The organism is Conservatibacter flavescens, assembly GCF_002795425.1.
Taxonomy (GTDB): Bacteria; Pseudomonadota; Gammaproteobacteria; order Enterobacterales; family Pasteurellaceae; genus Conservatibacter; species Conservatibacter flavescens.
Genome location: NZ_PHHA01000032.1, coordinates 40,523 through 48,179 on the forward strand (window position 1 = coordinate 40,523; position 7,657 = coordinate 48,179).

A 7,657-nucleotide genomic window follows, 5' to 3' on the forward strand; every position below is an offset into this window, starting at 1 on the left:
AAAAATAACTCAGAAAATATTGACAACATGATTGTTTGGCATAAATAACGATTTTTAAAAGGCGTAAAAATGATCTGCACCCCAAAATTACGCCTTATTTATTTTAGTCAATTCTATTGATTTAAATATTCAGACATATATTTTAAAATCAATGACATAGACACAGCACCAGGATCAACATATCCCAAAGAACGCTCTCCTAAACTTTTAGCGCGTCCAAATACTGCGACTTGATTTCGAGTGCTTTCAGCCCCTTCTTCAGCAGCCTTTGCAATGCTCACAATAGCTTCTTTTAAAGGTAGGGCTTTTACTAATTCAGCTTGTTTCTCTGCGGCAACCAAGGCATCAATCATAGTTTTATCTCCAGGTTTCGCCCCGCCTCTTTCAAAAACAGCTTTAGAACCCGCAACTAGAAATACCGCCAATACATCTGCATTAAAACTCTCTTGACCTGCGATTGCTTTTCCGCCAGCGCGAAACAAAGTACCAAAAATAGCGCCAGATGCACCTCCCATACTGGACATCATTTTCGTACCTGAAGTTAAAAATAATTCTCCAACATCTTTTGGTTGAAATGTTTCTGTTTTCAATAAGTCACGTACTGCAGTAAAGCCACGCTGCATGCCTAAACCATGATCACCATCGCCAATTTTTAAATCCAACTCTGTTAAGTGCGGTTCACTTTCTATCATTTTTTCAGCGGTATAAAGTAGTAATGCTCTGGTTTCTGCTAAATTCATACTCATATTATTTTCTCCAAGCAAAGCTGTCACAAGGCATATCATATAGCCCTTGTAATTCATCATCTAAACGGAAAATGGTAATGGAATACCCTGCCATTTCCTGTGAAGTACAATAATTACCAATTAAAACATCATGAATTTGAATCCCTCTTCCTTGTAATTCTTGATGGACTTTACGATAGGCAATCAATAACTCTGTGTATGTTGAAGCACCTAAGTTATTCACTGTGACACACACTCGATCACCTGACTGTAACTCAATGTCTTCACATAAACGCTCAACAATCTCCCCATTAATTTCATCGGCCGATGTTAACTTCTGTCTTCTCACACCTGGCTCACCATGAATGCCCATACCTAATTCAAGTTCATCTTCCGCTAACTCAAAATTGAATTTGCCTGTTTGTGGAATAGAGCATGCACCAAGTGCAACACCCATTGTTCTGGTATTGAAATTAGCTTTTGCTGTCACCTCATGTACACGTTCTAAATCATAGCCAGAAGCAACTGCTGCCCCAGCAATTTTCAACACGTACATATCACCAGCTACACCACGACGATCACTCATTTTAGACAGAGGTGCGGCTGAAATATCATCTGTAACACGTACAGTTTTAACTTGAATGCCCTCTTCTTCTAATAATTCTGCAGCAATATCAAAGTTCATGTTATCGCCAGCATAATTACCGTAAACGAATAGCACGCCTTTACCTTTATGCATTGCCTTTGTCGTTTCAATAATAATATCAGGAGAAGGAGAAGCGAATATTTCACCTAACGCTGCCGCATCAGCTAAGCCTTGCCCAACATAACCAGCAAACATCGGTTCATGACCACTACCACCACCAGTCACGACTACCACTTGATCATTCGCAATATCATGGCGATATACACCACTATAACCATCGACCTTAATTAATTTGCCACCACTTGCATAAAGTAATCCTTCTAATTGTTCGGCTGGCACGTCGTTAGGGTTATTCAATAACTTCTTAGGTTTTCTACTCATCAATTTATCCTCTTATAATCATTGATTATTTAATACTCCAGTACCCATGCGCACCGCAATATCAAAAGCCGCTTCAAACGCAGTTGGAATCGCAACATTCTTGCCATATAGATCAAATGCTGTTCCATGATTTGCAGTAGTAATTGGAATAGGAATCCCCCCTTGAACCGTCACGCCACGCTCAAAACCAAGAATTTTTAATGCCGTTGAAAACTGATCGTGATACATAGATAACACACCATCAATTTTTAAACGTTCTACTTCACGCATTGTGGTATCGCCAGGGAAAGGTCCATATACATCAATCCCTTGTTCCCGTGCTTTTTCTATACCTGGTGTAATAATCGTAATTTCTTCATCACCAAATACACCGCCCTCACCACCATGAGGATTTAATGCTTGCACTGCAATTTTTGGATTTTGCACACCTGCTTGAATTAACGCTTTATGTAACAATAAAACCCCATCTTTAACCGCCTCAATAGAAAGATTTGGTACAATATCTTTGAATGGAATATGCGATGTCACGCGTCCAGCCCAAATATGATCAACAACATTTAATTCACAAACGAAACCATGATAATTTGTTTGATCTGCGAACCAATGTAATTCATCGCGATATTGCAATCCACCTTTATGCATAGCTTGCTTATTTAGTGGAGCAAAACAGATAGAATGCACATACCCTTCTTGAGCTAAATCAACAGCTTTTTTCAACGTTTCTAAAATATATACGCCACTTTGTTCTGTAGCTTTACCATACTCAAACGGCAAGGGATGAGAACATCTATGGTCAATTAGCGCCGGGATACCAGGCTTAAATGAATAGTTAGCTAAATCTTTTAAATCGACCTCATCATACTCAAACTGAATTTGAGCAATTTCCATTCCCTTATCTAATTCTCTTTTATCTGCGATAAGTAAAATATTCGCTTTTTGTCTTTGTTCATCTTGAATTAACAATTTTGCAACTAATTCAGGGCCAATTCCTGCTGGATCGCCTAATACCATAGCTACTGTTGGTTTTTGCATGATAAATTCCTCATTAACATTTAAGTGATCAAAAGTTAACATGTGTAACTTATGTTTGGTGGATTTAAGCATTTTTTCTAAGAAAAAAATGTGACCAAGATCACGGTTTAAAAAATTGTTAATAATTTTTTTCTATTCTGTGATCACTATCACAGTTATATGTATCTATATCAAAATTCAATTCCATAAAATTACAACCTACGAGTTAATTATTTAGGGGTAAAAAAATACCCTCACCACCTATTAGTTATGATGAGGGTATTTGAGTAGCTAATATATGATTAACTTCGCTGTTCGGCAGCAAGCTTTTGACCCGCCCAGCCTTCAGGTGAATAAATGCCTAATTTGTTTTTACGCATTTGTCTATCAAAAAAAGCGACAATAAATGGGCATAAGAATAAAGTGATAATAGACGCGGTTGCGCATTGTGCTGTTGCTAACGGAACATGTGGTGCAAATGTAGGATCTGCATCGGCTACTGCTGCTGGTGTCATAGCTGAATTTAATGCCGTAGTACCGATTGCGGCTCCCATTGCGTTACGTTCACGTTTCGGTAAAAAAATATTAAATATATAGAAAAACACTGCTGCTGTTAGGGTAGATAACAACCCTAAGATAATACCGGAAGCCCCTGCCACTAAGATAGTATCAATATTCGTATTTGAACCGATAGCAATAGTCATAATAAAAATAATCACTGGTTGAGCTTTGCTGCACAATTTGCGGAATGTGCTGTCCAGATTCCCCCAAATAAATCCGATTAATAGCGGAATTAAGGTCGCCACTACAGCCATGAATGGAACATTTGCTAGACCGCTGGCACCTAAAGCAACTAGTGTAAAAAATGGTCCATCATTTAACGATAAAATTGAAATAGCACCTGTGTCAGTTGAATTACCAAATTGAGAAGATAGAGAGATATATAATGAACTATTAGAATTTGTAATTGCTGCAATTAATACGATTGGAGATAAGCCCCATATGCCTTCTGGTCCAAAATACGTTCCAACAGCCAAACCAATTGCAACACCAAGAAAAAACTTCGAGCTTGTTAATACGACTCCTTTATATAGTGGCATACCAACTTGTCTTACATTAATAGATGCTCCGCATAGAATAAGAAAAAGCCCCATAAGTGCTGGCTGCCCATTTTTAAACAAGCCTGAAGTAAATCCGCCTATTTCAAAAAAAGAGGGGAAAAATGTCTTAATTCCAACGGCTAATAATAAGGGGATAATCACTAACCCACCTGGAATTTTCATCATTTTATCCATTAAACCGAGATCGATATGGCCATCTGTTGTGCGTTTAAATTTCATCATACATCTATCTCCACATAAAAATCCTAGTTACAAGCAATATCATTTTGGGTGATATTTTCATCAAAAATGCTTACTTAACCCTTTCTTTATTAATGGTTAACTTCACGACAAACTTCTAAAAATAACCTGTCCACTATTTTACATGCCGTGTTTTCATCTCCTGTTAACCCACCTTTTCCTATAATTGGCATTCCATCATAATTACCCACTAAACGCCCAACATCAGCTTGAGGAATCACATAATCAATTACTTCAATCGCTGCAACATTCAGTTGATTACACACATTAACCATCGTGTCTCCACCTGTTGCATAAATACCTGCAATATTTTCGGATCCAATCTGAGCAAAAATATCTGCCACAATCATGCCTAATCCAGCATTAATTCGCTCCGCACTTTCCCCATGAATGTAACCACGTTTTTCATCCTGTTCATTCAAATCTAATAAAGGGCCATGTAAAGCAGTTTCTAATAAAATCGCTCTAGGTCGAATTTTACGACTCATAAAATCTTTTACTCGATTAACTACACGCTTCGCTTCCTTATCGGCAATTTCTCCCCCCTGAATTAATAGTAATGGATCAACAGATATATGTTCGTTACGTTCATCTCGACATAACACATCCATTTGTAATTTAGTAATTGGTGTTGCACTACCAGCTATCACTAGAGCTGTTTTATTTTTGGCGCAATCATCATTCCCTCGAGGAACATTTGATTCTTCCTTGTGAATAATGCCTCTATGAAAGCCTAATGCTGCAGTAAAAGGACCTGGATCGACTGCTAATATATTGTTTTCCAATAATAAGCAGGCATGAGCAATATTAGATACATCTTCCAGAGTCACGGCATCAACCACGATAACTTGTTTTCCTTGCTTAATTTGCTCTAGAAGTGCAACTTTAATATCATAAATGCCTAGCATTACATCACCTAAACTAACCGTTCCGACCGCACGATGAGTTTGACTCTGTAACAATTTAGGAATATAAACCTCCTTAACTGGCGTTCTAACATCTTGTGCTACAGGGGTATTCGTTAACGCCACACCATCTATCATGGAATAACCTCCAACTAAAATACGCTTAGATTGTGGCATCGCAGGAACAACTATCGCTATTGTGTTTTCGGAGAGCTGATCAAGCATCGCGTCAATTTCTACACCAATCCCACCACGCATGGTTGTATCAATACGTTTAGTAAAATATTGCACTCCCATGCTTTTCAACGCCTTAGTCGCTTTTTCAACTTGACTATAAGCCTCATGTTTTAATAGTGGCCGGCTACTCGTACTAATTAATAAAGATTCAGAACTATTCTCTAATTCCAATTTTTGAGCAGCTTCAGTATGAAAACACACCGTCGTTTTTGAACCTGAGCGAGCCAATAACACTCCCATTGTGGTCGCTCCCGTTAAATCATCTGCAACAACTCCAATTAAAGGCATAGAATACCTCCTGATAATTACGCTTGCTTATTGACATATTTTGATGTGTACTCAGCTAATACTTTAGTTGATTCAATCATACTGATCCCATTGGCTAAATTTTTACCGGCTATATCAAATGCAGTTCCATGATCAACGGAGCCTCGCATAAATGGTAAACCAAAGGTGATTGTTACCGATTTTTCAAAATCATAAGTTTTACAAGCTATATGTCCTTGATCATGATATAGCGACAAAATAGCGTCATATTTACCTGATTTTCCTATATGAAATACTGAATCAGCTGGTACAGGGCCCGTCACATTAATACCCAAAGCTTTCGCGGCCTCCACAGCAGGAATTAACTCATCTATCTCTTCTCGACCAAATAATCCATTATCACCGCCATGTGGGTTCAATGCTGCAACTGCTATTAATGGATTTTCAATACCAATATTACGTAATTCACGATCAATATTTTTAACGTCTTCTAGCACCCGTTCTTTTGTAGCATATTTGCAGGCATCAATCACTGACATATGGCGGCTAACAAAAAACACCCGCAATTTATGACAATTAAACATTGTTAACCCATAAGGCGAATGGGTTTTATTCTGATAGATTTCAGTATGTCCCGGTTCTTGAACACCAATTAATTTGATTGCGCCTTTATGAATTGGTGCAGTAGAAACGGCATCTATTTTTTTAGCCATGCCCAATTCTATAGATTTAATAATCCAGTCATAAGCCATTTGTCCAGCTAATGCCTGAACCTCTCCCCATTGAATAGAGTCTGTATCATATTCATCGGTTTCAAGCACATCAATTACACCAAACTCATATCGAGCCTCAGCAGGATCCTCAATGCGATTAAATTTTGGGGAAACACCTCGAACCTTTGCTGCCCGTTCAAGAATTGCAATGCTTCCGATAACAAAGGGTTTACATATTTCATTAATTTCTTTTGACAACATTGTGTCAATTGTAATTTCAGGCCCAATACCTGCTGGATCACCTAGTGTTAAAGCAATGATAGGTTGTTTTCTCATAAAATAACCTTTCGTTTTTCTTCGTTTGAAATAAATCGAAATTAATAATATGAGTTTTATTTTGAATGTCTACATTAAATTTCTGATTATGAGAGAAAGATCACAAAATAATGATCATTTTCCATTAAGAAATAAAAGAACTTCTCTAAATTTGTATATAATATTTATACTATTCACCTAGAAATATGGATATGTATGAACTTCAATGAAAAAGAACAAAAAATTATTGATATGCTAAAAAAGCAAGATTATATCGATAATGTCACATTAAGCTCCTCACTCGGCTGCTCCTTAGTTACTGTCAGAAGTACGGTCACTAATTTAGAAAAGAAAGGCATGCTACTCAGAACTCACGGAGGAGTAAAAAATCCAACCAGTAGCATTAGCGTCATGCTGAAATCCGGCAATATTTTTAAAAGTCATAAAGATAAAATACGAATAGCTGAAAAAGCCTATAAAGAAATCGATGATAGAGATACTATTATTCTTGATGATTCTTCAAATAGTTTTTACCTTGCTACAATCATAAAAAAATATGATAAAAAAGACATCACTGTCATCACCACTTCTCTCGTTGCTGCAGCAGAATTAAGCCATTGCCATACCGTTACAGTCATTATGATTGGGGGGTTATTGAGTGGGTCACCTTCTTCGACAATGGGAGACTACGCAACAGAAATGCTAGCCAAGTTTAAAGCGAATAAAGCATTTATTGGTGTTCACGGCATCAATCCAGAAGTGGGGATTACTTCCATTGGCAATAGCCAAATGCAAATTAAAAAATTAATTTTTGAAATTACTCAAAAAGTATTTGTTCTAGCCTGTAGCAACAAATTTAGCCACAGCCATTTACTCGTTTCTACACCTATATCGAGTATCTATAAAGTTATTACAGATAAAAAACTACTTCCTGAATATAAAAGGGAACTACAAAATAAAACATTCATTGAGACAGTGTAAATGAAAATCTCAATCCTACAAAAACAAAAAAGCCCCGACCAAAGTCAGGGCTCCTAAATAATAACCTGGCGGTGACCTACTCTCACATGGGGAAACCCCACACTACCATCGGCAT

At 37.4% G+C, this 7,657-nt stretch carries 7 protein-coding genes; 1 reads left to right on the plus strand and 6 read right to left on the minus strand.

The annotated features are described in order from the left end of the window. Positions 1–113 precede the first annotated feature (113 nt). From dhaL to pdxA, 6 genes are all read right to left on the minus strand, one after another. Positions 114–740 (minus strand): dihydroxyacetone kinase subunit DhaL, encoded by a 627-nt coding sequence (gene dhaL, locus CVP05_RS11420; protein ID WP_100289701.1) that lies wholly within the window; start codon positions 738–740, stop codon positions 114–116. 7 nt (positions 741–747) lie between these two features. Further along, entirely contained in the window at positions 748–1,752 is a 1,005-nt protein-coding gene (locus CVP05_RS11425; RefSeq protein WP_100289693.1) for a dihydroxyacetone kinase subunit DhaK, read from the minus strand. A gap of 18 nt (positions 1,753–1,770) precedes the next feature. After that, positions 1,771–2,784, minus strand: a complete 1,014-nt coding sequence (locus CVP05_RS11430; protein ID WP_100289694.1) for a 4-hydroxythreonine-4-phosphate dehydrogenase PdxA — start codon at positions 2,782–2,784, stop codon at positions 1,771–1,773. 281 nt (positions 2,785–3,065) lie between these two features. Next, positions 3,066–4,106 carry a 2-keto-3-deoxygluconate permease gene (locus CVP05_RS11435; RefSeq protein ID WP_100289695.1) on the minus strand — a complete coding sequence of 347 codons (1,041 nt, stop codon included), beginning with the start codon at positions 4,104–4,106 and terminating at the stop codon, positions 3,066–3,068. An 89-nt stretch (positions 4,107–4,195) separates the two neighbouring features. Continuing rightward, on the minus strand, positions 4,196–5,554 hold the full coding sequence (locus CVP05_RS11440) for a four-carbon acid sugar kinase family protein (protein ID WP_100289696.1): 1,359 nt from the start codon (positions 5,552–5,554) through the stop codon (positions 4,196–4,198). A 17-nt stretch (positions 5,555–5,571) separates the two neighbouring features. Then, positions 5,572–6,582, minus strand: coding sequence for a 4-hydroxythreonine-4-phosphate dehydrogenase PdxA (gene pdxA / locus CVP05_RS11445; RefSeq protein ID WP_100289697.1), 1,011 nt, complete (start codon positions 6,580–6,582; stop codon positions 5,572–5,574). 195 nt (positions 6,583–6,777) lie between these two features. Here pdxA and CVP05_RS11450 point away from each other — a divergent pair, with 195 nt between their 5' ends. Next, on the plus strand, positions 6,778–7,542 hold the full coding sequence (locus tag CVP05_RS11450) for a DeoR/GlpR family DNA-binding transcription regulator (protein ID WP_100289698.1): 765 nt from the start codon (positions 6,778–6,780) through the stop codon (positions 7,540–7,542). The last annotated feature ends 115 nt before the right edge of the window (positions 7,543–7,657 follow it).

Excerpts from the sequence above, each read along its gene's own strand:
- pdxA (WP_100289697.1), bottom strand. The coding sequence starts at position 6,582 with ATGAGAAAACAACCTATCATTGCTTTAACACTAGGTGATCCAGCAGGT.
- dhaL (WP_100289701.1), bottom strand. The coding sequence starts at position 740 with ATGAATTTAGCAGAAACCAGAGCATTACTACTTTATACCGCTGAAAAA.
- CVP05_RS11425 (WP_100289693.1), bottom strand. The coding sequence starts at position 1,752 with ATGAGTAGAAAACCTAAGAAGTTATTGAATAACCCTAACGACGTGCCA.
- CVP05_RS11435 (WP_100289695.1), bottom strand. The coding sequence starts at position 4,106 with ATGATGAAATTTAAACGCACAACAGATGGCCATATCGATCTCGGTTTA.
- CVP05_RS11440 (WP_100289696.1), bottom strand. The coding sequence starts at position 5,554 with ATGCCTTTAATTGGAGTTGTTGCAGATGATTTAACGGGAGCGACCACA.
- CVP05_RS11430 (WP_100289694.1), bottom strand. The coding sequence starts at position 2,784 with ATGCAAAAACCAACAGTAGCTATGGTATTAGGCGATCCAGCAGGAATT.
- CVP05_RS11450 (WP_100289698.1), top strand. The coding sequence starts at position 6,778 with ATGAACTTCAATGAAAAAGAACAAAAAATTATTGATATGCTAAAAAAG.